Source organism: Algoriphagus winogradskyi (assembly GCF_900182815.1).
GTDB lineage: Bacteria > Bacteroidota > Bacteroidia > Cytophagales > Cyclobacteriaceae > Algoriphagus > Algoriphagus winogradskyi.
The window spans coordinates 283,099-306,773 of record NZ_FXUA01000005.1; the positions used below are offsets into that span (position 1 = coordinate 283,099).

A 23,675-nucleotide genomic window follows, 5' to 3' on the forward strand; every position below is an offset into this window, starting at 1 on the left:
TTTATCTTTAAAATTAAATATCTTTAATCTCAATTTACACGCTGTATGAATAAAATCCTGACTTTACTCTCATTCATTTATCTTTTTTCAGCTTGTAGTTCCGAGAAAGAGAGGGTTAATGAGGAAGTAGTTGAATTACCGAATAGTCAAGGCACAGAAGATGTAGCTACTCCTCAGGTAAAATTCTTTCAATATGAGGGGCAAGCTGCCTACCCTGATGCAATTCTTGAATTATATACACCTTTAGGAAATCAAATTTTTAAGCCAGGAAAAGTTCCGTTCGAGTTTAATGTCAAAAACTTTCCTTTCGATCTAAACGAAACTAAGGAATTTAAGCTTTTCAATATTTTAAATGGAGGCGATCCTGCCGGGTTTTATTCTCCGATTTTTCAAAGAGATCTTACAGAAGGAAGTTACCGGGTCGTCGCTTATTTGGTAGATGAGGAAGGACTTGCTCTGAAAAATTTCGGAAATTATGTTGATAGAGATTTTCAAGTTGGAGACTCTAGACCTTTTCCATATTCAGCGGAGCCTTATTTGGCTTTGAATTATCCAAGGTCAGATCAGGTTTATGAATCTGGTAGCGAAGTAGTTATTGATTTTTTGGTGATCGGTGGAGATATGAAACTTGATGGACTTAAAGTCGCTATTCAGCTAAATGATCTAAGCTATGAAATTGATCACATGGCTCCTGTCCGAGTAGAAAATCTTCCTGTTGGAAATTACCAGGTGAAAGTGAGATTGCTACGATCCGATGGAAAAGAACTTGACGGACCATTTTCAAGTGTGAGTAAAGACATCATTGTTCGCTAACATGGTTATCTTTGAGACTTCAATTTCAACTATGTTAAAATGCTTTTAGTTAATCAGATTCGTGAAAACTTCGCCGGCGTACTTGCCGGTCTACAAAAGAGAAATTTCCCAAATGCAGAGGCTGTCTTAAATCAGGCAGTGGCTCTTGATGAATTGAGAAAATCCACTCAGTCGGAGCGTGATCAGATTCAAAGTGAATCAAATGCTATTTCAAAAGAAATCGGAACGCTTATGCGTGAGGGAAGAGCCGAAGAAGCAGTCAAGATTAAAGAGAAAACGGCTGAGCTGAAAATTCAAGTGAAGGATCTTGAAGAGCAAAATTCGAAAGCAGAAGCAGATTTAATAGCCTTACTTTATACTATCCCTAATGTGCCACATATTTCTGTTCCTGCAGGGAAATCTGCTGATGACAATGAAGTAGTCTTGGAGAATGGCGCTATTCCTACGCTGTATGAAGGCAAGCTTCCTCACTGGGACTTGATCAAAAAATACGATATCATCGATTTTGATCTGGGCAATAAAATTTCTGGTGCTGGATTTCCAGTATATAAAGGAAAAGGGGCTAGGCTGCAGCGAGCTTTGATTAATTTCTTCTTGGATGAAGCACTCGAGCAAGGTTATTACGAAATCCAACCGCCAATTTTGGTAAATGAAGACTCAGGCTATGGAACTGGTCAACTTCCAGATAAGGAGGGGCAAATGTATTATGCAGGTGCTGATAACTTGTATTTGATTCCAACTGGTGAGGTTCCAATCACCAATATTTACCGTGATGTGATTCTTTCTGAAAGTGATCTGCCTATCAAAAACGTGGGACATTCTCCATGTTTCCGTAGAGAAGCAGGAAGCTGGGGTGCTCATGTGAGAGGATTGAATAGACTTCACCAATTTGACAAAGTGGAGATCGTGCAGATAACCCATCCTGATAAATCCTATGAGACATTAGAAAGCATGAGCACTTATGTGCAAGGACTATTGCAAAAGCTGGAATTACCTTACCGTGTTTTGAGACTTTGTGGAGGTGATATGGGCTTTACGTCTGCGCTGACTTATGATATGGAGGTATTCTCTGCGGCACAGGAAAGATGGTTGGAAGTTAGTTCTGTTTCTAACTTCGAAACCTATCAGTCGAATCGATTGAAATTGCGATTCCGTGGGGATGATAAAAAAACTCAATTAGCTCATTCTCTGAATGGGAGTGCATTGGCATTGCCAAGAATAGTAGCTTCCATCTTGGAAAACAATCAAACTCCAGAAGGTATCATGATGCCAAAGGTTCTTCAGCCTTATTTAGGATTTGATAGGATCTCCTAATGGATAGACCCTACTTATAGCGTGAAGATTACTTCTTCACGCTTTTTTTTGTCTACTCTCTTAAGCCTTGATTCTTTCCTTACCCTACATTTTCCTCAAAAAGACATTCCAAAGTTTTCTCCAAGTCCTCGGCAGTTCCAGAATGGGGCCGTGAAGTTTGGATAATGGAGCTTCTTACAGCAGTTAGCCATCTAAACCTAGAGGCTAAATCCATGGATGCAATATTACCCCCTGCTTCTGAACCAGTGCATATTTTTTCAAATGAGGCCAAATTAAGTGCAATCATTTCAACATCAGCATGAGGATCCAGCATCAATAATTTTTGAGTATTCAAATGTATCTTACAGGCAAGGAAATTTCTTTTCCAATGGCAGATCACTACACCAACATTGATGAATTCCTCCCTTTCCACCCGCGGCACTACACGGATGATCGCGTATTCATATAAGTGCTGTTCTTGCATCTTGAGCTTCTTTTATGAATTGATCAGAATAGGAAAGGCGAAGATTTAGAAAGTCTTGGTAAACTTTTCTCACTTCATCTGCATGCTCAGAATCGCCACCCGCTAGTAGCCATTCTTCTGGAATCGTATTTACAATTGCGCTGATTTTCTCTGAGGTCAAAACCTTTTTAAAAGTTGCATTTACAGTTTCTAGCTCTGAAGCCGCTGGAAGCAACACATGATTTTTTATTATAGGAAAAGGGCTTTCCGCATTTTTCTTCCAATTCACCCATGCATGCTGAAATAAGAAAGAAGCCCCATGATCGATTAACCAAAGCTCTCGATTCCAGATTAGCATGTTTGTATTTCTAAAAGTTCGATCCACATTCGTGATGAACATGTCCAGCCAGACTACTTGCGAAGCTAGCAGAGGATCTGTATTCATGGCCACGGGATCGTAGTTGATCGCTCCAGATAAGAAATGCAGGGCTAGGTTAAGGCCTTGGCTACCTTTGAGCAGGTCTTGAATTTCTTCGTCTCCCTCAGATCTACCAAATGCAGGATCAAGGTTGGCGAAGACTAATTCCGGGATTTTTAAACCTAAAGCTCTGGCAATTTCTCCACCCAAGAGTTCGGCGATAAGTGCTTTTTCCCGCTGACCAGCTCCTCGGAATTTCAAAACATACTTGAATCCGTCATCTGCATCAGCAAGAGCAGGCAGTGATCCTCCTTCTCGTAGGGGGAGAATATACCGGGTTACATTTACGTTGCGTAAACTTAATTTTTGATCCATTTGATACTTATAATGCAAGCCTTGATTGTCCAAAGTTAAAGAATCTGATTTAGATCAGTTCTTCTACATGCTTTTGGATGTTTGAAGATAATTTCCCCATAGGTAGGTCATTGGCATCGGTGCCAAAAGGCTCTTCGATTTCTTCGGCTATCAATTCTAAACTGGCTAATACGTAAAATATAAAAGTCACGATCGGAGCAGCATAATATCCTAGTGAAAATACATAGCCTAGAGGCAAAGTGACTACATAAGCCAAAATGAATTTCTTAATAAAAGAGCTGTAAGAGTAGGGAATTGGTGTGTTTTTGATTCGTTCACATGCACCGCATATATCTGTGAATGACATTAACTCCTGGTTCAAAACGATCAATTGATCGCCTGTAATTTTTTTGGCTTTATACAGATCATTCACCTTAGCAAACATCAATTTAGCTACTTGGTTGGGAACATGTTTTTCTGGATCGATCTCGGGTTTTATATCCTCATCTTCCTTGTCATCCAGCATGTAAAGTGTCACTTTGGATTGCAAATGTTCCTTTAGGGCGAAAGCATAAATGGGGATTGTTCTTCTGAAAAATTTTCTGGATTCTTCATCAGAATTATCAAGCATTCCGGCCAGCTTTAGGGCTAGATTTCGGCTATTGTTTACCAATTGCCCCCATAGTTTCCTACCTTCCCACCATCTGTCATATGCAGTATTCGTTCGGAAGACCAATAACATGGAAATCACAAAGCTCAGTAAACTGTGCATGATTGGGATATTTTTCACCCAACTGTTTTCGCTAATTTTTAAATAGTCAATTTCCAGCCAAGCCATTCCTATGGAATAAGCAAAAATCAGGAGCATAAAAGGGCCTAACTTGACTAAGGTGTCAGACTTTTGAATAAAAAATAAAACTTTAAACCATTCCTTTGGATTATATCCTTTCATGTTGTTAGCAAAAGTGTTTTGAATGAGTTAGAAGAAAAGTGACAATTTAGTGAGCCCTATTACAGCACGTGATAGTCTATTTGTTGGTAAGGAGATGCTGATGTATTTTTAAAACCTGTGGGATGAGCAACTTATTGTCTGTGTTCTTGATCACAAAATCAGCTAGTTCATTTTTCTGCTCATCTGGAAGTTGCTGGTTGATTATCTGATTTACCTGCTCTTCCTTACGAAATGGATCACGCATCAATATTCTGGCAATACGGACTTTCAAGGGAGAACTAACATTGATGACTTTATCTAGCGTTTTTTCACCTCCACTTTCAAAGATTAAAGCAGCTTCTTTTAAGACATAAGGGGCATGTTGCTGCTCTGTCCAAGCAAAAAAATCTTTTCCAACGGCCGGATGTACCAGCGCATTAATCATTTTAACCTTCTCCGGGTCTGAAAAGACTTCATTAGCTAAGAAGGTTCTATTTAAGCTACCGTCAGCGGAGAAGGATTCTGGCCCAAAGGCATTGGTAAGCTGCCTCTTCAATTCCTCATCATTTCCCATAAGCCACTTTGCTCGATCATCAGCTGAATAAATGGGAATTCCTAGTATAGAAAAAATCTTTGCAACAGTAGATTTTCCTGAGCCAATTCCACCAGTTATACCGACTAAGATGGGAGAGTTGTTACTCATACTTTAATTTTAAGATTTCTGGTTGAGCTACAACTTGTTCGAGGTAGTCAGGCATTGGTTTTACCTGTACGGTGATAGTACTGTCCTCTTTATTCCTTTTGTAATAATCTAAAATTGCTTCGAATTCTAAGTCTTTTAATTCGGATGATTTACGTTCATCCACCAAATATGAAATCATGATTACGACTTCTTCATTTTGTAAAGAAACCGACTTTGGGAAGTTTAATTTTTTAATTTTTAGCCGCTTATTTCCTTCAAGGAATTCAACAACGTCAAATTTAACCTGGATATTTTCGACTTCAAGCGTCACATGATTTCCAAGATTTTCAGGGATAGTAAGCGCTATTTCTTTATCAATTGACTTGTTAATACGGTTTTCCTCCAGATTAACTGGAAAACTTTTTAAACTGTCTAAAAGTGAGCTAGGCCCTTTGAGTGTAATGGTGCTTGGATTAAAAGTAACTGGTCCGATTGCTCTATAGTTTTTACTCATAGAAAAACCTGCCGAATCCAAGACAGGATTGAGTTTGACTGTTTTGATTTTATCAATTTTAAATGTCAATGAATCCTGAAGGACAGAATTAAGCTGAGTTGGAGAAAGGAACTCCCCTAGAGACCTTTTAAGGTCGGCGGTAAGTATGTAATTCTTTGAGGCTGGATTTGATAGCTCTACAGGATAAGAGTCGCTGTTAAAGTTGAAATATTTCCTTAGTAGGTCCCAGCCGTTTCCGGATATTTCTATTTCCAAAGTTTTAGGGAGACTGGCGACAGCTACATACTGATCTTTGTCGTAAACTAATTCAATGGGAAAATCGACAATAGTATTATAATCGTCCTTATTGAGGGCGTTTAAAATCCAAAAAGTGGTAGCTGCTGCGATGCAGAGGACTACCACTTTCAGATTAGAGAGTTTTTTTGGAGAAATCCTTTTTGAGGATTTTTTAGTTTCCGGCAAAATTCAATTTATTTTTTTGTTTCAGTCTTCTTTGAGAAATCTAGAGAAATAGCAGATTTTTCAACTTTGACCTTCATGCCTCTGTCAAGTTCAAGGATAACTGTGTCGCCTTCAACTGAGCTTACTTTTCCGTGAAGTCCGCCGATTGTTACTACTTCGTCGCCCTTTTTGATTTCTTCAATGAATTTTTTGCTTTCCTTTTGTTTTTTTTGCTGTGGTCTGATCATGAAGAAATACATAATCAGGATAATAGAACCGAAAAGGAAAACTTGTCCTAAAATTCCGCTACCACCTGCGGCAGCCTGGGCTAGTACTGTAGAAATCATAATTATCGTTTAACTGGGCCTACTGGAGTAGCTGCGCCTGCAATTTTTGGTGTAACTGTACCTTTCAATCTTAATCTGGTTACAGCCGGGTTAGTGTTTGCTTGAATACTTACTGTAGGAGCTTGTGCGCCTGATTTAGAAGTTGAGTTGAAAACTACCTTCACAAATCCTTCATCTCCTGGCTTAACAGGTGCCTTAGACCAATCTGGGCTAGTACATCCGCATGAAGCAGTGATGTTAGAAATAACCAATGGAGCTTGTCCATTATTTGTGAATTTAAAGATATGTTCTACGACTTGACCTTCATTAATAGCGCCAAAATCATACTCCTCTTCTGGAAATGCAAAAGCACCTAGAGTAGATGGATCAGCAACAGTCGCTGCTTGCGCATTCACTGGAGTAACTGTAGGGCTACTTGTTTCTAATTGAGCGATTTTTTGTTCAAGTGCAGCAATCTTTGCGTCTTGATCGCTTTTTGGGTTACATGAAGTTCCCAAAGCAAGCATGACGGAAAATACCGCCATATTCATTACGTTGATTTTCATCTGTTTATGTTTTTTTTAGTGGTCAAATGGAATCGTGCATTTCAGTTTTATTTCTTCAATCGAAATGACCCTGTACGCTCGATTTCATTCCGATTAGTTGTTTCCTTGATTGATTTGATCTATTAATTTATTCACATCGCTAAGAAGGTTCTCAGCTTTGTTTTTCGCTTCAGATATTACTCTTTTTCCTTCGGTTTTAGCTTCGTTAAGGTGCATTTCCTTACCGTCTACCAAATCGTCGATTAATTCTTCTAACTCCTTTTTATATTTTGAGAGTTTAAAAGAAAGTCGATCACGGGTATTTGTACCAGCATCCGGTGCAAAAAGTACTCCAACTGCTGCGCCTACGCCTGCGCCTATTAGGAATGCGATGAGTGAATTACTGCTCTTGCTCATAGTTAAGTTATTTATTGTCTAAAAGTCCTCTACCGCTCTTACGGATTTCTCCGCTTTCGGTTAGCTCTTTTGCCATCACATCTAGCAAACCATTAACAAATTGCTTGCTTTTAGGTGTACTATACGTTTTTGAAATATCGATATACTCGTTTATACTTACTTTGACGGGAATACTAGGGAAGTTTTTCATTTCCGCTATTGCCATCGAAATAATTACTTTATCAGTGAAAGCAAGTCTATCAATGTCCCAGTTTTTTGTTTTTTGAGCAATGAGGGCCTTACTGTTTACATCATTTTCAATGGTGAAGTTAAAGATATTTTGAAAAAACTCCTTATCCTCGTCCCAGTTCATCGCGATCTCAGGCATTTGGCTTTCATTTTCCTCATTGAGATTAGCCGCATTTTTCAAGACCTTGGAAGCTAAGCTTCTAACAACTGATTTGTCTTCTGTCCAGTTTAGATCTTTTTCAGAGAAGAAATTTAAGATCACTTCATTTTTGAATAGTACTTTCTTCAAAAGATCGTCAACTAACTCAAAATCTTGAGTAACTGTTGGGTTTTCCAATTGCAAGTAAGTCTGATAAAATTCAGACGGCTTTATATAGTCTCTAAACCATTCTCTGATTTCAAGTTCTATATCATCCAGGTTAACATTGTTTCTTGCCACCGCAGCCTTGTAAGAATCTGATTCTCGAAGAGAGGCAAGAACGGTATTGTTCGGAAAATTCAGTTCGTTTCCAAATCCAACTGGATTGTTTGAAGCAAATTTTTTCTTCTTTTCAATTTCTTTTTCTACGTGCTTAGCAAATGCCTGTAAAAGCTCAATTGCTAATAAATAAAGCTGTGGAATTCGTTCTGCAGAAACCACCATATTTTTCAACAAAAACTGGTGATCCTTTTCGTTTGCTTCATGATACTTTTTCAAAGCATCTAAAACAACCTGTTTGACTTTTCTATTTGCCTCGCTGGATTTTAGTAGATCTTTTGAAGTGAGATTCTCTTCAAACAGCTTAATTGCTTCCTCAGCTTCTTTGTTAAGTGCAGTTTTATCCTGGACTTCCATACTGTTCAGATCCGGCATGAACGAGGCTCGGATAAAATCTTTTGACAGGTTTAGGTTAGAACCTTTGCACTGCTCGTATGCATATAGGTTTTGGAAAGCCTTTACTCTGAGTATTCTTCTGTTTAGCATGTCTTCGAAATGAGTTGCAAATATAGGTAATTTGAGGTGCCTATCATCTAGGTATATGAGACAAAAAAACCACCGGAAGCCATTTCCGGTGGTTTTGATGTTGGAGTTTGTAATCTTAGAAAGAAAGCTTTACTCTACCGATAGCTTCAATTCTGGCTTTAGCTGTCTCGATAGCTGCTTGTTGAGCTGGAATGTTTTCCTTTTCTGATTTATTCAAAATGCCTAAACAGGTATCGAATATTTTTTCAGTTTGCTTATAAACTGTATCTCTATTGTATCCGCCGAAATACTCAGCGCCAACGTTGATGACACCGCCAGCGTTGATTAGAAAATCAGGTGCGTACACAATTCCTTTTTCCATTAGAATTTTGCCGTGCTTGGCTTCATCTTTCAGCTGATTATTCGCCCCTCCTGCTATTACAGCACATTTCAAGCGGTCAATGGTTTCATCGTTGACGGTGGCTCCTAACGCACATGGAGAATAAATATCCATTTCCAAATCATAGATTACATTTGGGTCAACTACTTGAGCACCTGTTTTTTTGGCGACAGCTTGGAGCTTGTCTTCGAAAATATCCGTTACTAACACGTTGGCTCCTTCTTTCACCAAATAGTCAATCAAATATTTGCCTACCTGCCCTACACCCTGAACGCCAATTCTTTTTCCAGCCAAGGATTCTGATCCAAAAGCTTTCTTAGCTGCTGCTTTCATACCCATGTAGACACCATAGGCCGTAACCGGAGAAGGATCTCCACCGCCTCCTTTGATCTCAGGAAGACCCGTGACATGACGAGTTTCCAGGCCGATGAACTCCATGTCTGAGGTGTTCATGTTTACGTCTTCTGCGGTAACGTACCTGCCACCTAAGCTCTGAACGAATCTTCCAAAGCGTCTTAGGTAAGCTTCATTTTTCAATTTTGGATCTCCCAAAATCACAGCTTTACCGCCGCCAAGATTCAACCCGGCAAGGGCATTTTTGAAAGTCATTCCTCTTGATAGACGAAGAACATCTGTAATTGCTTCTTCTTCAGAAGCATAAGGCCACATACGGGTTCCGCCTAGTGCAGGGCCCAAAGTGGTGTTGTGAATTCCTATCAATGCCTTTAGGCCGGTAGCTTCATCATGGCAGACCACAAGTTGTTCGTGATCCATCGTAGTGATTTGGCCAAAGATTGAACCTTCACGTACTGTTTCGGTAGCTTTAATCTCTAACATGTGAACTTAGCTTTTTAGAATGTGTTATATTTGGGTACTCCTTGCGAAATTGACCGATACAAAATTAAATACTTTTATTGGCCTTCAAAGGATTAATATACCCAGTCTTCCTAATCTATTTCTTTCATTTTAAAATTTTTATTTGGTGAAACCACTTTGGCGACTCAATAAGTATTTGTATAAATACAAGGGCTTGATCCTTTTGGGGATAGTTTTTACGGTGATTTCTAACATTTTCGTAATTATACCTGCTCAGTTAGTAAGACTTGCAATAGATTATGTTGTTGAAAGTTTTTCGATTTATCAGCCTTTAGAGCAGGGTGGTTTGGGTAATCAGGCCCAAGATATTTTTCTAAAATTCGTTTTTGTGTTTGGAGTACTGATCTTAGTAATGGCTTTACTGAGAGGTATCTTCCTGTTTTTCATCCGACAGACGCTTATCATCATGTCCCGAAAGGTGGAATATGATATGAAAAATGAAATCTATGATCACTACCAAAAACTCCCACTTAGTTTTTACAGAAAAAATAGCACGGGAGATTTGATGGCAAGAATCACAGAGGATGTGAGCCGCGTGCGTATGTACCTAGGACCAGCGATTATGTATGGTTTAAACCTGCTCATTCTTTTTCCCTTGGTGATATCCTATATGATCACTGTTAATCCTTTGTTGACACTTTATGCACTCTTGCCTCTTCCTGTACTTTCGCTGAGTATTTATTATGTGAATAACATGATCAATGAGCGTTCTGAGAAGATTCAGCGCAGTTTGAGTGGGTTAAGCACGTTTGTGCAAGAAGCATTTTCAGGGATTCGGGTGCTCAAAGCTTTTGTCAGAGAGAGTGATAGTGCTAATGACTTTGCGACTGCAAGCGAAGATTATAAGGTGAAGTCTATTCGGCTGACCCGGGTAAATGCGCTTTTCTTCCCGATCATCATGGCCCTTGTTGGTGTTTCAACAATTATCACTGTATATGTAGGTGGATTACAGGTGATCAGTGGAGAGATAGGGTATGGGGTCATTGCGGAATTTATTTTGTACGTGAATATGCTCACTTGGCCAGTGACTTCATTGGGCTGGGTGACTAGTATAGTCCAGCGAGCGGCTGCATCCCAAACTCGAATCAACGAGTTTCTTGATGAAAAGAATGATATTCTTAACACCAATGATATAGAGGCCAATATTACCGGAACGGTAGAAATGGACAATGTTTCTTTCATCTATCCTGATTCAGGTATCACTGCGCTGAAAAATGTAAGCTTTAAAATCCAAGAAGGTCAAACACTTGGGATTATCGGTACAACTGGATCAGGTAAATCTACGATCGCGAATCTGTTAATGCGGATGTACGATCCTAACTCAGGTGTGATCAAAGTGGATGGTAAGCCAATTGATTCGCTTTCTGTTTCAGATCTAAGAAGGCAAATAGGGTATGTGCCTCAGGACGTATTCTTGTTTTCGGATAGTATTGGGAATAACATTGCCTTTGGACTGAATGAGTCGGATCCGAAAATCATTGAACAAGCTGCTAAAGATGCTGATGTCTATCAGAACATTGTGGAATTTCCAAAGGGTTTTGAAACTATGCTTGGTGAGCGAGGAATTACCCTTTCAGGAGGGCAGAAGCAGCGAGTTTCTATTGCTCGAGCTATTGCGAAGGAACCTAAAATCCTCATTTTGGATGACTGCCTCTCTGCAGTGGATACCAAAACTGAGAATGTGATTTTGACAGCTCTAAAAAATATTATGCAAAATCGCACATCCATTATTATTTCCCACCGCGTATCATCAGCCAAACTAGCGGATCAAATTATAGTTTTGGACGATGGCAAAGTTATCGAAACGGGAAATCATAAGACACTGATGGAGCAGAAGGGAGTCTATGCTGAGCTATACGAAAAGCAGACTCAGTCAGGAGAATCTGTTGATAATTAGGGATTTCTATCTATATTATTACTCAGTAAAGGGACGTCTTGAAAAAAGTAATTACCTTCAAGGGTATCAGTTTACCTTAAAATTTTTAGTTATGACAGATAAGAAATCAACCACCCAAGAAATAGAAAAAGTACTTAAGGAGATTGGGGATAAAATTGAAGAACTAGTAAAAAAAGGAGCTGATGCTGGTTCTGATGCAAAGGAAGAAATAGATAAGAAAATTCAGGATTTAAAGGAGAATAAAACAACTCTTGAAGCTGAATTTAAGAAAGGTAAGGAGATTTTAGAACGGGAATTTAAAGAGCGTACTGTCGATTTTAAGCCTAAATTGGAAGAATCTAAGGGGTTTCTGAAAGAAGGCTTGAAGCAAATAGGTTTAGCATTTAAGACTCTCTTAGCCAAGAAGTAAAGTTAAATTCCCAATTCTATCTAATTAAAAAAGGCCCGAGATTAATCTCGGGCCTTTTTCGTCACTTCGCAGCGAGGGCATTACATCGGTCATAGGCTGGGTCAAGATCTATGAATATATCTTCCTTGGCGGTGATAAACCATTTGCTGAGCAAATCATCTTCTTTTTTGCGAAGTGCTGCTGCTTTTAGCTTTTCGTAGTCATCATTCATATTAGCTCTATGTGCAGGATATTTTGCTTTGTAATAGATAATACGAACCTTTTTGCCTTCTCTCGGATCATCAAACTGCATCGGTGGCGTAATGTCACCTACCTCCATGGAATCTATCATAAAATACAGACTAGGATCTTCGAGAGTTCTTAAAGAGAGGCGATTGGAACTATTGGATGGATCGGTGAAAAAGCCGCCATTATCTGATGTGCTTCTGTCATCAGAATAGTCTTTAGCAGCTTTTGCAAATTCCATTCTACCTGCTTCAATCTCCGTTTTAAGGCTATCTAGAAATCTCTCAGATTTTTCAATATCTGCCGTTGTGGCTTTCGGTGACATCAGAATGTGCCTTGTATTATAGGTATTGTCTTTCTTCTCCAATAACTGAATAATATGGAATCCATAGGCAGTTTCTACTGGGTCAGAAATTTCACCTTGCCTCAGTAATAATGCAGCTCCTTCGTATTCAGGGACCATTTGGCCTCTTGAGGAAAACCCTAAATTACCACCGTTGGCAGCTGAACCAGGATCTTCTGAGTAACGTCTCGCCAAATCAGCAAAATCCGCTCTACCCTCGGCAATATCTTTCTTGAACTGAACCATTCGGTCATAAAGGTCCTGCTTTGTTTGGGGATTTACTTCGGGTTTGACTACGATTTGTCCTACTGTAGCTTCTGAAGTAAATAGAGGTAATGAGTCTGTAGGTATGCTATTGAAAAACTGTCTAACGTCATTTGGAGAAACAGTCACACCTTCTGTGATCTGACTTCTCATCCGTTGTACAATTAATTGCTCTCTAATCACATCTTCAATTTCAGTTTTGAGTTGATCTGAAGTTTTTCCGTAAGCTTCTACCAGTGTATTTTCATCTCCGCCAAACTGCTGAAGCACCATGTTGAATCGCTGTTCGGTTTGAAGCATTACCTCAGCATCGGTAACGATTACAGAATCCACTTCTGCTTTGGCTACCATCAGTTTATTGATCATCAAAGACTCAAATACTTGACATCTGCTGGGGGCTTCTTGTCCGGGTTGATTTTGGGAAATAGCTTCCAAATACGCTTTTTGAACGTCTGATTCCAATAAAATATAATTGTCCACTTTAGCCACGATTTTATCAAGTACCTGACCTGTGGTAGGTGTTGTTTCTTGAGCAAATGATGCGGTAATCAGCAAGCTAGCTATTAAAGTGAAAGTTAGTCGGTTTAGCAATTTCATGGGATTTTTTCCGTCCTTACGTTCTAATATGACGGTTTTCTTTTGTAAAATATTATTGATTTAAAGCTATGAAAGTTTCTTCTTTCGCTTTGGGATTTATCTTGATCGGGTATTTTTTTCGTAATGATTCAACTAGACTTCTGTCTAAGTATTCTTGGTAATCTCGAATTACCACCCCTCGGGTTTCCTCGAATTTTTTCGGCCCTGCACTGGTTTTTTCTCCTAAAATAACAATGTGCAAATGTCCGTTGGTTTCTATTTCTTGATAGGTTAAATCAATATTTGCTTTGGATAAGACAGGATGTTCAGCGTATTCGATGGTGCCGGTTTCAGTTTGATATGCTAAAGAATTAGTGCCTTCATAACTTGCATCAAAAGTCGAGATTAGCTCCTCTGAAAGTGGTTTTCCCTGAAGTAATTGTCTAGCAGCATCCAACTGAGTCATATCAAGTACTTTCACGATGTAGGCGTTTACTCTTTCTTTCCACTGGTAATTTTGGATATTATTTCGATAATAGGCCTTTTGGGCAACAGAATCCATCAGGCCTTTCTGCCAGACTTCCTCATTCATCAGTGAGAATAACAAAATGCCATTTCTATATTCCTTCAAGAGCATGCGATATTCCTTATTGTTAGCTTCTAAGTCAGCTTCTTCAGCTTCATTTAGAATGGTTGCTGCAAATCTTTCGTACCAAGCATCGAAAACCCCATCGTTAGTGGGAATCTTGATTTCCTGCTCATTCATATAGTCCACAAGATCTTGTGTGATGTAACTTTTTCCCTGAAGAGAGAAAATTTGATTTTTAGCTAAATCCTTGTCTGCCACTACCTGAGCAAAATCATTCTTGGAAGTCGAGCTTAATTCAGTTCTTAATTTTGCGACATTTTCTTCGTTTTCATCAAAGTTGTAGCGGGATTTCTGAATCGCCATCACCTGTGACTGTATCATCGTAGAACGAGAATCTCTTAGTATTTTAGACCGAATACTTTCTTCCATTGATTCAAAAGTATCAAGCGGCTTTTTACCCTCCAATCTCAGAATATGGTACCCATATTTGGTACGAATAGGAGGAGATACTTCGCCTATTTCTGTCAGCGAAAATGCAGCCATTTCAAATTCCGGAATCATAGACCCAACGCTAAACCAGGGTAGAATACCTCCTTTTTGACTACTTGAAGGATCCTCAGAATAGTTTTTTACGATATCTTCCCAGATTGTATTTTCCTTTTGTATTTCGGTATAAATGTCAGCTACTTTTCTTTTAGCAAGGTCTTCGCCATTCGTATCATTATCATCGATCCTGACTAGGATGTGCGAAACTCTTACCTGTCCCGGATTCGGCTGACGGTCTTTCACATTTATTATATGGTAACCAAAATTGGTTAACACTGGGTCAGAAACTTGACCTGGCTGAAGAGAAAATGCTGCGTCTTCAAATGCCTGAACCATCTGAAGGGCGGTGAAATATCCTAGGTCTCCTTTGTTTACCTGAGCCGAAGGATCATCAGAATATTTCACTGCTAATTCGTTGATGCTGCCACCATTTTTTATTTCGTCTTCAATTTTCAAAGCCATCCGTAAGACAATTAAACTATCTTCTTTGGTTGCGTTTTGAGGGAATTGAAGTAGGATGTGACTCGCACGAATTATCTCCTGCATTCTTGAATAGGCTTTCCTTAATTCACCTTCTTCCAATGAGTTTCGAATGAGAAAGGGAGCTTTTAGGTTTTCTCTGAACGATTCAAATTCTCTATTGAATTCCTCTGTCTGATCGAGTCCCTGTGCTTCGGCCTCTCTTACTTTTAACTTGTAATTGATAAAAAGGTCAAGGTTCTCTTCGTATTCTTCTCTTGACATTCCTGGAGTACCGGGTTCAGACTTATTTCCTTTAGTTAATAAGTAAATCAACTCGTCTTTATCTACAGCTTTACCTCCTAAAGTCAATAAAGGGTCACCCTGATTTGGGGCCTGTATAAATGCCATCGCAGATACTGTGGGTCCAAATACTATAAGGAATGTGATTATATATGCCGAAATGGTTCGGTTTGTCATGTGGTGAATGCAAGATTTGGATTGCAATTTTACAAATTTATTAGGATTTAAAGTCAAAAGTCCCGAATACTAAGGTTTTAACAAGAATTAGGACTGAAACCATTTGATCAGCCGACAGGTATTGGTGCCTCTGGTAGAATCAAACTCAATTTCATCCATGATCTTCTTGACCAAAATTATGCCTAAACCTCCTTTTCGCTTATCACCTTTGACTTTATTTAGGTCGGGTACTTCATAATCGAGCATATTGAATGCTTTACCTTCATCGGTAATTTCAAAAATTAATTTCCCTGGATTTTGTTTGATGTCTAGTTGAATATAATCAAGTGCATTACACTTATGCGAATGAATTATCAGATTAGCACATACCTCTTCCACTGCCAAAATAAGCTGGAGCTGGTCGACATCAGACAGGCGTAACTCTCCCAAGGTCTTTTTTAAAAAGACTCGCAGTTCTGAGAGTGCTGCTGTTTGACAAGATATTTTCATCTGATGTTTCATATCAGCTTTCTAACGCAGTTTTTTTATTTGGGTAAATGTGCATCAACTGATCTAGTCCCAAAATTTTAAATACTTCATATACCCTTTCGGATAAAGAATAGATTTTCAGATCAATCTCTTTTTCCTGAAAATCTTCCAAATAGGACATAAATACGCCCAAGCCTGCAGAAGAAATATACTCTAGGCCCGCACCATCAACTAATATAGAACTACTTCCGTCTGCAACGACCTTAGTGATTGCTTCATCTAGTATTACTGAGTTGCTGGCATCTACCTCGCCAGTGAGTCGCAAAATAGTGTGACCGTTCTCTTCCTGAGTTTCTATTGTTAGCATCGTTTAGCTTGCTTTATTTTGTTTGGTAAATTTCACCACCATCATGGAATAATCATCGTCAATCAGTCTGTCTCCTCCTACAAAATCATGTAGTGAATCAATGATTTTCGTCTGGATTTCTTGTGGATTAAGCTCGTTGTAAACTTCCAATAAGGTTCTTACACGCTCGTAGCCAAATTGATTGGAATTGTTGTTTTTTGCCTCTACTATTCCGTCTGTGAATAAAACCAATACATCTCCAGGTTGATAAGTGAATGTCCTTTCCACTACGTGATTTTCATATTGCTTGTTTCTTAAAATTCCCAAACCTAGTCCATCAATCTCCAAATACTCTGATTTGTTTAATTTTTTCTTATGAATTAGCGTAGGTACATGACCTGCACGGGAGTGACAGATAGTTTGTTTTGCAGTATTGATAATAAATATGGAGGCGGTGATAAAGTGATTACGTTCCAGACATTTACTTAGTGCTGCATTGGCCTTGATCATAAATTCCGATGGACTGAGATTCAACTGTATGAGACTTTGAAAAATTCCTTTCATCTGTGACATGTGAAAAGCCGCAGAGGTTCCTTTTCCAGAAACGTCTCCAATGATCAATACAAACCGATTTTCATCTAATTTGTATGTGTCGTAATAGTCCCCGCCTACTTCATCGGCTGCATTTGAAAAAGCGCAGATGTCAAAATACTCGTTATGATCTAGTTGGGTAGGAAGTAAAGATTTTTGAACGCGCTGAGCAATTTTCAATTCTTCTTGGTAGCGTTCATTGAGGATGGCCTGATTGAGCAAACGATGATTTTCTACGGCAATACATGCTTGTCTTCCAAATGTGCTGATGATGTTCAACATTTCCTTATTGAAGCCGTCTCGAACTTCCTTGCACAACACTATTTTACCAATGACCGATTTGTTGATCACCAGAGGGACCAAAAGAATTGATTCATATTTTGAGTGAGCAATTCTAAGGTTAATAGGACTTAAATTATCCGGCCGTTTTTCAGATTCCCAATCTCGAATAGTCTTTTGAGGTTCGATCAGTGCTGATATTTCTTCTCTTGTCTTTCGATCTATGAATCTCTCCTGAAAAAAGCCTTCTGGGAATTCCTCACTTTTCATCGCTAACCACGCCGCATCTGCATAGGCGGCACTCATACAGGAGTCCATTAAAATATCCAGCACTTGCTCCTCATTTTCTTCTGGCTGTATGGATTGGCTTAGTCGCTGGAAATTTATAGCCTCAGTTAGTTTTTGCTCGAAAACGGAGGAAGTCGGAAGGTTAAATAACGTTACTAAAAAGCTGAGAACAGCATAAACCAGTATGAACCAAAACAGAGAAATTACGAATAGATTACCCATCAAGTTTGCTAGGTAATCGTATTCCATATCCACTGAAACAGTGTACCACAGCATATAGCTAATAGCTAAAATAATTATGGCAAGGAACAGTAGAGATTTCCATTTCTCCTTAAAAGTCAGATATGGAATCCATTTTAAATTAGTAGAAAGGATGACTGCCAAGATTCCAAGTAGAACCATGCCAAAATAAAAGCTGTACTCATAAGCTTCTCTATCAAAAAACACTAAAAACATTGCTACAAGCAAAGCGATTTCATACGCCTGCCATTGTTTTACAACTCGCTTAGTTTTTTGGTAAAGAATAAGGTGCTGCCATAATAGAGAAGTGGATATCAAAAAAACAGTCATGAGCCCAAACCGGACATGATAAAAGAAAGTTTTGAGAAATGGATCTCCAGCAAGCTTACTTTCACCAAGGGAGGTGTAAAAAAAACCAATGATTAAATAAACAGTAACTGCGAATATTCCGGTCGATGCACCGCGCCAGATGAGATTCAGAAAGTCGCTTTGGGTACTTTTATTGATCGAGTATTTATAAAAGCTGTAGACCGTGATGAAATATAGGATTTGTAGAATCCAAGTGAATTCGATGGCAATTCCAGAGTCCATCTCATTGAGTACCCCAACCAGCCTCACCAGATTCACAAATAGCAAACCCAGCCATACAAGGATGGCGAGCAGCAAGCTTAGCTTTCCGATATGGATTTGCGGTAGTTTGATCATGAATGCGCTGCCACAATAATACTCATTCGGATTGGAAAATAATGAACGTAGATAAGTTACTAAGAAGAGTCAGGTGTTAAAAAGTGTAAATTGAGGAGGCTTGGAACCTGAATCAGACAAGATTACATACAGACTAAGTCTTCGATCACACCAGTACCGTATTTCTCTTCGATAAGACTGAGTACTTTACTCTTATTCATCAGTAATTCTTTCTTGATTGGCCCTGAACTTAGTTTCACAAAGAGTTTTTTGTCTCTTATAAAAACCGATGTAGTCCGATCCGCGATGGTTTTTCCTACGATTTCAGGCCAATCATGGACCAAGGACTTTTCTTTGAATTTACCTTCTAACCGGTATGCTTTGAGTAGATCGTTGAAAGCTGACTCGAGTGGTGCAACTTCTTTTTTTCTGCTATAATATCCGTCTCTCCCCATAATTGTCATTTCTTAAACGAAAAGTGCTTCTGCTATACTGTCCGCAAGTAGTTTTCCGCTTTTGCTCAAAGATAGGTTTTTATCCTTCCAAATAAGCCAGCCTTCAGAATCCATCTTAGATAAAATAACTTTTTTAGACGTCAAGAGATCTATGCCGAAAACGTTGTTTATTTCTTCGAGATCTATTCCCCACAAGGTCCTTAGTCCTGTGAGGATGGATTCGTTTAATCTATCATCAGCAGAAAGATTATCTACTACGAATGGGATAGCTCCGCTTTCCATACTTTTCAGGTAAAGGGAATTATTTGAGGGATTTGCCCCTCTGTTTTGACCATCAAAAGAATGCGCGCTGGGGCCAACGCCTAAATAGGGAACGCCTTTCCAGTAATTGGTATTATGCAGGGCAAATTGGTCAGGCATACCAAAGTTAGATACCTCATATTGGATATATCCGGCTTTTTCAGTTTGTTCTTGTAAGATTTCGAATTGGTCGGCGACAAAATCCTCCTCAGCTGGCTTGAAGGTGCCTTTGTTTACCCAGTTGCCAAGTGCAGTTTTTGACTCCACTGTGAGTGCATAGCTAGAAATATGTCCGGGGTTTTGCTTAATTGCTTCTGATAAATCTCGCTTCCAAAGCTCATGGTCAGGTTGTGGAAAGCCATATATCAAGTCTAGGCTGAATTTCTCAAAACCAATTTTTCTAGCTTTTGCAATAGCGGATTTAGACTCCTTTGCAGTATGTGCACGATTATAGAATTTCAATACCTGCTCATCAAAACTCTGGATTCCCAGACTTAGTCGATCAATGCCGAGACTCTTCCAAGCGCGAAGATTGTTTTCGTTCAAATCATCAGGATTTGCCTCTAGGGTGACCTCTTTCCAATCAGAATTGAAAGTAAGAGCAATTTGATTTAGAATCTTATCAATTGAAGTTGGGGATAACAGTGAAGGAGTTCCTCCTCCAAAATAGACTGTTTCCAGAGTCTTGTCCGGAAGGTAATTAGCTCTTATTTCAATTTCTTGGCAGATCATATTAGCCATCTGCTCCATTCGGTCAAGATTTGTGCTGAAGTGGAAATCGCAATAATGGCATGCCTGCCTGCAAAAAGGAATGTGGATGTATATGCCGGCCAATGTGAATTCTATTATTTTGCGAATATAATCATTCCCAAAGATCCCTTTGAAAACCTTCCTTTTGGCGTCACTTCTTTTTTTTATTGCCGGAGGACAGCTATGCAAAGCTCAAGGTGCTTATTGGCTAAAATGGACAACTGATCCGCCCCTACAATCTGCTGATTGGACTACATTTATTAACAAGATAGAAGCGGAAAGGTATCTCGATTCCCTTGAGCACTCCCTTCAACATCTTGGATATCTTTCTCTTTTCTCGCAAGAAGAGGATGTTTCAAGCGATTCTTTGAGCGTAACTATAATCCTTGGAGAAAACTACACTTGGCAGGAGATTTCTTTGGGAAATGTTCCTGAAGAATTTTCTAATAATATTGATCCAATTACAGCGGAATACAATTCTGCCTCAAGGTGGATGCATGAGGTAGTTTCGATGGCAGAGAACAAGGGGTTTCCTTTTGCGCAAGTCAAACTTGACAGTATTCAGCGGCATGGAAACTTGCTTTCAGCTGTTTTCAACTATGACTCAGGTCCTTTGATTCTATGGGATAGTGTGAAAGTAGCCGGCGATACCAAGACCCAGGAAAGGTATTTGCAAAATGTCACGGGAATCCAGCCTGGGACGCCTTTTTCTCAAAAACAACTCAATGAAGCAAATCAAGTGCTCTCCCGATCACCCTATTTTGTGCAGACGCAATTTCCGCAGGTCGATTTTCAAGTACAAAAAGCACAACCAACTTTTACTTTGAGGGACAGAAATACGAATGTTCTGGATGGAATAATAGGGTTGCTTCCCAATCAGAATGAACCAGGTAAGATGCTGATCACTGGACAATTGGATTTGGAATTATACCATCTTGGGGGGAAAGGAAGAGATCTGGCTCTTCATTGGAAGCGACTGAATATTGCGACCCAATCGCTGGAAATATCCGCAAAAGAGTCTTTTGTTTTTAATTCTCCTTTGGACGTAAGCTTAGGTTTCAGCTTGCTAAAGCAAGATTCTACCTTTTTGAATAGGTATTTAAGTTTAGATTTTGGGTACCATATGAGTCAAACTAGTTATCTAAGGTTTTTTACTAAGAGGCAATCCAGCGATTTGCTAGACACAGAAGCCTTTGATGAGGTGACCGAATTACCTGAGGTAGCAGACTATCGCTGGAACCAATATGGGATTGGCTGGGCTTTGGATAGGAGAGATTCACCATTTTTTACAAGAAGAGGCTTTCTGATTACCAGTGAATTTGCCTTGGGCAATAAGAGGATTTTAGAAAACACAGGGTTTCCACCTGAGGTATATGATAATCTTGATTTGAATAGTCCACAGTACCTGGGTAAGCTGGAGGTGGAAAAGCATATTTACCTAAGGCCAACATGGGGGATGTGGTTGAAAGGCAGTGGGGCTTTTACACAAAATGAAAACCTTCTGCTTAATGACCTTTTCCGTTTGGGAGGTTTGAAAAGTATACGTGGATTTAATGAGAACTACTTTTTTGCTAAATCATACGGGTACATAAATATGGAGCAGAGACTTTTTTTTGGGGAAAACTCATTTCTCATGGTTTTTGCTGACTTTGGGATTGTGGAAAACCCGTACTTTGCAACTTCCATTGATAAACCGATTTCATTTGGTGCTGGGATCAATCTTGATACAGGATCAGGTATCTTTCGATTTATCTATGGAGTTGGAAAATCGAATCTTCAACCCTTACAATTCTCCTATTCTAGGATACATTTTGGCTACCTAGCCAGATTTTGAGTATGAAAAAATTGATCAGCAAGTCAATAGTATTAATTACCCTTCTTTTGGCTCTTAGCCAAGTTGCGTTTTCTCAGATTTTGGAAGATTACAATCCAAAATGGCAAGAAGGTGAGCGAGAGACTTGGTTTAGTTCAAATGACAGATTGATTTTGGAATTGGATCTGGAAACATTTCCATTGGCCTACTTTTCATTTGAGATTCCAGACCATTCTGTAGTTTTTGTTGGGGAAAAATTATGGTTTTTTACAGATAAGGACACTGCTTTTAACGAGCAAGTGAATGAATTACAAAGGGAATTTTCGAAGTCAAAAGTAAGTTTGACAGTTTTTAAAAACGGGATTTCTTCAGACCAGGCAAGTGTAATGAAGGTTTTGAAGTCTGAGCTGTTAGGGACCATTTCTACTGGCGAAGGTTTTTTGTTTAATAAAAGAGAATTTAATCGGCAAGTTATCCGTGATTTCTTCATAGTAGGGATGATATCCTGCTTATTATTAATTACTCTATATAAACTGGCATATCCTTTCATTTTTGCCATGATGATCAAGCCTATTTCCTTACTTAATGCAGAAGATTTCTCCGAAAGTGGGAGTTTACAGAAATTTTTTTCCGGAGATATTTTATTGTATGTGTTTATCGTAAATATGCTTCTTTCATTAGCCATGGTGACTGCGATGGTTATTTTTCGTCATGAGTGGCTAGAAGCGAGGATGGAATTGAATTTCAATTCGCTGATAGTATTATGGCTATTAGGATCACTTTTTCTTTTAGTGTTGACTATACTAAAGTTTACAGCGATCAGAATTTTATCTTATCTTTTTGATTTGGGAAAATTAGAATTTGCCCACTTTTTTTATTTACTCCGCCTTGTAGTGATTACCACCATAGGTTTGATTTTAGGATGTGCGTTTTTCTTGTTTAATGAATTCTCAGCAGTTAAAATGGCATTGGAGGCATTATTTACTGGGTTTTTCTGGATTTATATTTTTGGCATTTTAGGATTATTCCTCATTATGGTGAATAGATTGGGCTTTAAGAAATATCATTTATTTACTTACCTTTGCATCGCAGAATTAGTGCCCTTTTTAATCTTGGCCAAATTGGTGCTTGATTTGGGTTATTAATTTCGAAAATCACCAAAAGGAATAATAAAGAAGCATGAGCACAGTTACCAAAGACAGGTTTAGACCAGTAAAAAGTATCCTAGTATCTCAACCGGCACCAGCGGGCGCAAATTCTCCCTACGTACAATTGGCAGAAAAGTATAACCTGAAGATTGATTTCCGTCAATTCATTAAGGTGGAGCCTGTAGTGCCAAAGGAATTCCGCAAGCAGAAGATTGATATTTTGAAGCATACTGCCGTGATTTTCACTAGCCGTAATGCAATTGATCATTTCTTTGCGATCTGCAAGGATTTCAAAATCGAAATGCCTGCTGACATGAAGTATTTTTGTATTTCAGATCAAACTGCTCATTACCTTCAAAAGTATATTGTAATCCGAAAGCGTAAATTATTCGTAGGTCAGAAGACTGCGCAGGATTTATTCGATTACTTTAAAAAACATAAATCTGAAAAGTATTTATTTCCTTGTTCTGATATTCGTAAAGACGATATTCCTGAATACATGGAAAAAAATGGGATAGCATTTACTGAAGCTATTATTTATCATACGTTAGAAGCCGATTTGTCTGATTTGGCTGATGTTAAATATGATATATTAGCTTTTTTCAGTCCATCAGGTATTAAATCGTTGAAAATCAACTTCCCGGATTTCGAACAAGGCGCCACGCGCATAGCTGCTTTTGGCCCTACTACAGCCCAGGCAGTTAGGGATCTGGATTTGTTTTTGGACATTGAGGCACCTATGCCAAATGCTCCAAGTATGACTGGGGCATTAGAGCTTTATATTAAAAAGGCAAATAATTTGTAAAACATAAAACCTAAGTCTGTGGTTTTTCAGTTTAAATTCTTACACTAGTTATTATATTAGACGAAACCACTATAAA

The 23,675-nt window shown here is 38.9% G+C and carries 24 protein-coding genes; 7 read left to right on the forward strand and 17 right to left on the reverse strand.

The window, feature by feature from the left end; all coding sequences use genetic code 11:
* Nucleotides 1–45 precede the first annotated feature (45 nt).
* Together QOL76_RS14475 and serS are read left to right on the forward strand one after the other, a co-directional pair.
* Complete coding sequence (locus QOL76_RS14475) at nucleotides 46–813, forward strand: hypothetical protein (RefSeq protein WP_283413684.1); 768 nt, start codon at nucleotides 46–48, stop codon at nucleotides 811–813.
* A gap of 39 nt (nucleotides 814–852) precedes the next feature.
* Nucleotides 853–2,127 (forward strand): serine--tRNA ligase, encoded by a 1,275-nt coding sequence (serS, locus tag QOL76_RS14480; protein ID WP_283413685.1) that lies wholly within the window; start codon nucleotides 853–855, stop codon nucleotides 2,125–2,127.
* Between the two features lie 79 nt (nucleotides 2,128–2,206).
* Here serS and QOL76_RS14485 read toward each other — a convergent pair whose 3' ends face one another.
* The 10 genes from QOL76_RS14485 to QOL76_RS14530 all read right to left on the reverse strand — a co-directional run bounded on the left by QOL76_RS14485 (nucleotide 2,207) and on the right by QOL76_RS14530 (nucleotide 9,605).
* Nucleotides 2,207–2,590, reverse strand: coding sequence for a DUF3037 domain-containing protein (locus tag QOL76_RS14485; RefSeq protein WP_283413686.1), 384 nt, complete (start codon nucleotides 2,588–2,590; stop codon nucleotides 2,207–2,209).
* Nucleotides 2,568–3,362 (reverse strand): HipA family kinase, encoded by a 795-nt coding sequence (locus QOL76_RS14490; RefSeq protein ID WP_283413687.1) that lies wholly within the window; start codon nucleotides 3,360–3,362, stop codon nucleotides 2,568–2,570. The genes QOL76_RS14485 and QOL76_RS14490 overlap by 23 nt, the downstream gene beginning before the upstream one ends.
* Before the next feature lie 49 nt (nucleotides 3,363–3,411).
* Nucleotides 3,412–4,293, reverse strand: coding sequence for a bestrophin family protein (locus QOL76_RS14495; RefSeq protein ID WP_283413688.1), 882 nt, complete (start codon nucleotides 4,291–4,293; stop codon nucleotides 3,412–3,414).
* 76 nt (nucleotides 4,294–4,369) lie between these two features.
* A complete protein-coding gene (coaE, locus tag QOL76_RS14500) occupies nucleotides 4,370–4,975 on the reverse strand; it encodes a dephospho-CoA kinase (RefSeq protein WP_283413689.1) in 606 nt (201 codons plus the stop codon).
* A complete protein-coding gene (locus tag QOL76_RS14505; RefSeq protein WP_283413690.1) occupies nucleotides 4,968–5,930 on the reverse strand; it encodes a CdaR family protein in 963 nt (320 codons plus the stop codon). The genes coaE and QOL76_RS14505 overlap by 8 nt, the downstream gene beginning before the upstream one ends.
* Before the next feature lie 8 nt (nucleotides 5,931–5,938).
* Nucleotides 5,939–6,256, reverse strand: a complete 318-nt coding sequence (gene yajC / locus QOL76_RS14510; protein ID WP_283413691.1) for a preprotein translocase subunit YajC — start codon at nucleotides 6,254–6,256, stop codon at nucleotides 5,939–5,941.
* 2 nt (nucleotides 6,257–6,258) lie between these two features.
* A complete protein-coding gene (locus tag QOL76_RS14515; protein WP_283413692.1) occupies nucleotides 6,259–6,801 on the reverse strand; it encodes a DUF1573 domain-containing protein in 543 nt (180 codons plus the stop codon).
* Between the two features lie 93 nt (nucleotides 6,802–6,894).
* On the reverse strand, nucleotides 6,895–7,197 hold the full coding sequence (locus QOL76_RS14520; RefSeq protein ID WP_283413693.1) for a YtxH domain-containing protein: 303 nt from the start codon (nucleotides 7,195–7,197) through the stop codon (nucleotides 6,895–6,897).
* A gap of 7 nt (nucleotides 7,198–7,204) precedes the next feature.
* Nucleotides 7,205–8,389 carry a transcription antitermination factor NusB gene (gene nusB, locus QOL76_RS14525; RefSeq protein WP_283413694.1) on the reverse strand — a complete coding sequence of 395 codons (1,185 nt, stop codon included), beginning with the start codon at nucleotides 8,387–8,389 and terminating at the stop codon, nucleotides 7,205–7,207.
* A gap of 115 nt (nucleotides 8,390–8,504) precedes the next feature.
* Nucleotides 8,505–9,605: a Glu/Leu/Phe/Val dehydrogenase dimerization domain-containing protein gene (locus tag QOL76_RS14530; protein WP_283413695.1), complete on the reverse strand. Its 1,101-nt coding sequence runs from the start codon at nucleotides 9,603–9,605 to the stop codon at nucleotides 8,505–8,507.
* Nucleotides 9,606–9,750: 145 nt separating this feature from the next.
* On the opposite strand from QOL76_RS14530, the gene QOL76_RS14535 reads away from it, so the two are divergent.
* Together QOL76_RS14535 and QOL76_RS14540 are read left to right on the forward strand one after the other, a co-directional pair.
* Nucleotides 9,751–11,541 carry an ABC transporter ATP-binding protein gene (locus QOL76_RS14535; protein ID WP_283413696.1) on the forward strand — a complete coding sequence of 597 codons (1,791 nt, stop codon included), beginning with the start codon at nucleotides 9,751–9,753 and terminating at the stop codon, nucleotides 11,539–11,541.
* Nucleotides 11,542–11,632: 91 nt separating this feature from the next.
* Nucleotides 11,633–11,950, forward strand: coding sequence for a hypothetical protein (locus QOL76_RS14540; protein ID WP_283413697.1), 318 nt, complete (start codon nucleotides 11,633–11,635; stop codon nucleotides 11,948–11,950).
* A gap of 61 nt (nucleotides 11,951–12,011) precedes the next feature.
* On the opposite strand, the gene QOL76_RS14545 is transcribed toward QOL76_RS14540, so the two are convergent.
* The 7 genes from QOL76_RS14545 to hemW all read right to left on the reverse strand — a co-directional run bounded on the left by QOL76_RS14545 (nucleotide 12,012) and on the right by hemW (nucleotide 19,917).
* Nucleotides 12,012–13,379: a peptidylprolyl isomerase gene (locus QOL76_RS14545; RefSeq protein WP_283413698.1), complete on the reverse strand. Its 1,368-nt coding sequence runs from the start codon at nucleotides 13,377–13,379 to the stop codon at nucleotides 12,012–12,014.
* A 52-nt stretch (nucleotides 13,380–13,431) separates the two neighbouring features.
* Nucleotides 13,432–15,432 (reverse strand): peptidylprolyl isomerase, encoded by a 2,001-nt coding sequence (locus QOL76_RS14550; protein WP_283413699.1) that lies wholly within the window; start codon nucleotides 15,430–15,432, stop codon nucleotides 13,432–13,434.
* Nucleotides 15,433–15,519: 87 nt separating this feature from the next.
* The gene (locus QOL76_RS14555) at nucleotides 15,520–15,921 is read right to left on the reverse strand and encodes an ATP-binding protein (protein WP_283413700.1); all 402 of its coding nucleotides are present in this window, start codon (nucleotides 15,919–15,921) and stop codon (nucleotides 15,520–15,522) included.
* Nucleotides 15,922–15,934: 13 nt separating this feature from the next.
* Nucleotides 15,935–16,267: an STAS domain-containing protein gene (locus tag QOL76_RS14560; protein ID WP_283413701.1), complete on the reverse strand. Its 333-nt coding sequence runs from the start codon at nucleotides 16,265–16,267 to the stop codon at nucleotides 15,935–15,937.
* A 3-nt stretch (nucleotides 16,268–16,270) separates the two neighbouring features.
* A complete protein-coding gene (locus QOL76_RS14565) occupies nucleotides 16,271–18,349 on the reverse strand; it encodes a SpoIIE family protein phosphatase (protein WP_283413702.1) in 2,079 nt (692 codons plus the stop codon).
* Between the two features lie 122 nt (nucleotides 18,350–18,471).
* The gene (locus QOL76_RS14570) at nucleotides 18,472–18,783 is read right to left on the reverse strand and encodes a DciA family protein (RefSeq protein WP_283413703.1); all 312 of its coding nucleotides are present in this window, start codon (nucleotides 18,781–18,783) and stop codon (nucleotides 18,472–18,474) included.
* Nucleotides 18,784–18,795: 12 nt separating this feature from the next.
* Nucleotides 18,796–19,917, reverse strand: coding sequence for a radical SAM family heme chaperone HemW (hemW, locus tag QOL76_RS14575; protein ID WP_283413704.1), 1,122 nt, complete (start codon nucleotides 19,915–19,917; stop codon nucleotides 18,796–18,798).
* A 61-nt stretch (nucleotides 19,918–19,978) separates the two neighbouring features.
* Here hemW and QOL76_RS14580 point away from each other — a divergent pair, with 61 nt between their 5' ends.
* From QOL76_RS14580 to QOL76_RS14590, 3 genes are read left to right on the forward strand one after another with little or no spacing between them, the layout of a single operon-like run.
* Complete coding sequence (locus QOL76_RS14580) at nucleotides 19,979–21,667, forward strand: BamA/TamA family outer membrane protein (RefSeq protein ID WP_283413705.1); 1,689 nt, start codon at nucleotides 19,979–19,981, stop codon at nucleotides 21,665–21,667.
* Between the two features lie 2 nt (nucleotides 21,668–21,669).
* On the forward strand, nucleotides 21,670–22,791 hold the full coding sequence (locus QOL76_RS14585) for a DUF4271 domain-containing protein (RefSeq protein ID WP_283413706.1): 1,122 nt from the start codon (nucleotides 21,670–21,672) through the stop codon (nucleotides 22,789–22,791).
* Nucleotides 22,792–22,825: 34 nt separating this feature from the next.
* Entirely contained in the window at nucleotides 22,826–23,599 is a 774-nt protein-coding gene (locus tag QOL76_RS14590) for a uroporphyrinogen-III synthase (protein ID WP_283413707.1), read from the forward strand.
* The last annotated feature ends 76 nt before the right edge of the window (nucleotides 23,600–23,675 follow it).